This window comes from Psychrobacter sp. 1Y4 (assembly GCF_051847555.1).
In genome coordinates, this window is the sequence record NZ_JBPYDE010000159.1 from 1 (window position 1) to 1,045 (window position 1,045).

1 protein-coding gene is annotated in these 1,045 nt (G+C 45.3%); it reads right to left on the reverse strand.

From position 1 onward, the window contains the following. Positions 1-35: 35 nt before the first annotated feature. On the reverse strand, positions 36-1,045 hold a 1,010-nt coding region (locus ACS8FC_RS14970), incomplete at its 5' end, for an aldehyde dehydrogenase family protein (protein ID WP_439297354.1).

A 1,045-nucleotide genomic window follows, 5' to 3' on the forward strand; every position in this document is an offset into this window, starting at 1 on the left:
GGTCTTTTTTTATTGTTTATCGTAGTGCAATGCTATTAGAACGGATACTCACGTGGTTCGTTTTGCATTGAGATCCAATGTGTTCTGGTGAACTCTTCTAGTACCCACTCACCGTTAAAGCGACCGATACCTGAGTTTTTCTCACCACCGAACGGCGTGTTACTTTCGTCGTTCACTGAGATGTCATTGATATGGGTCATACCTGCTCTGATACCGCGAGCGAAACGCAGACCTTTTTGCATATCAGCAGTGAATACGGCACTAGATAGGCCATACATAGAGTCATTGGCGATTGATAATGCATCGTTTTCGTCTTTGGCACGAATGATACCAACCAATGGTCCAAACACTTCATTACATGATAGATCCATCTCGCGAGTGACTTCAGTAAAGATGTGAGGCGGTACTACTTGGCCTTTGATCTCGCCACTTAGTATCATTTTTGCGCCTTCCTCTTGTGCTTGGGCGATTTTCTCTTTAAGCGATTTAACTTGTTTTTCATTGATGATAGGACCAACAGCCGTATCTTGCTTACTTGGGTCACCGACATTTAATGTTTTGACGTGTGCCAAGAAACGCTCTACGAAATCATCATATATCTCATCTTCTACGATAACTCTGTTAATCGCGATACAGATTTGGCCTTGATGCAAGAATTTACCAAAGGCAGCCGCTTTCACCGCTTGCTCGATATCAGCATCTTTTAATACCACAAATGGACTATTACCACCCAGCTCAAGCGCCACTTGCTTGATATACTCACCGCCGTTCGCAAGCTCGCCGATGTGTTTACCCACTGAGGTTGAGCCTGTAAATGATACTAAACTTGGCGCCTTGTGCTCGACGATGGCGTCGCCTATCTCACTACCTGAGCCGACCACGACATTTAGCAAACCTTTTGGCAAACCCGCTTCTTCAAATACTTTAGCTAACAGTAAACCGCCCGTTACTGGTGTGTCGCTCGCAGGCTTGAGCACAACAGCATTACCAAGTGCTAATGCTGGTGCAATAGAGCGCTGGGTTAAATGTAGCGGAAAGTTCCATG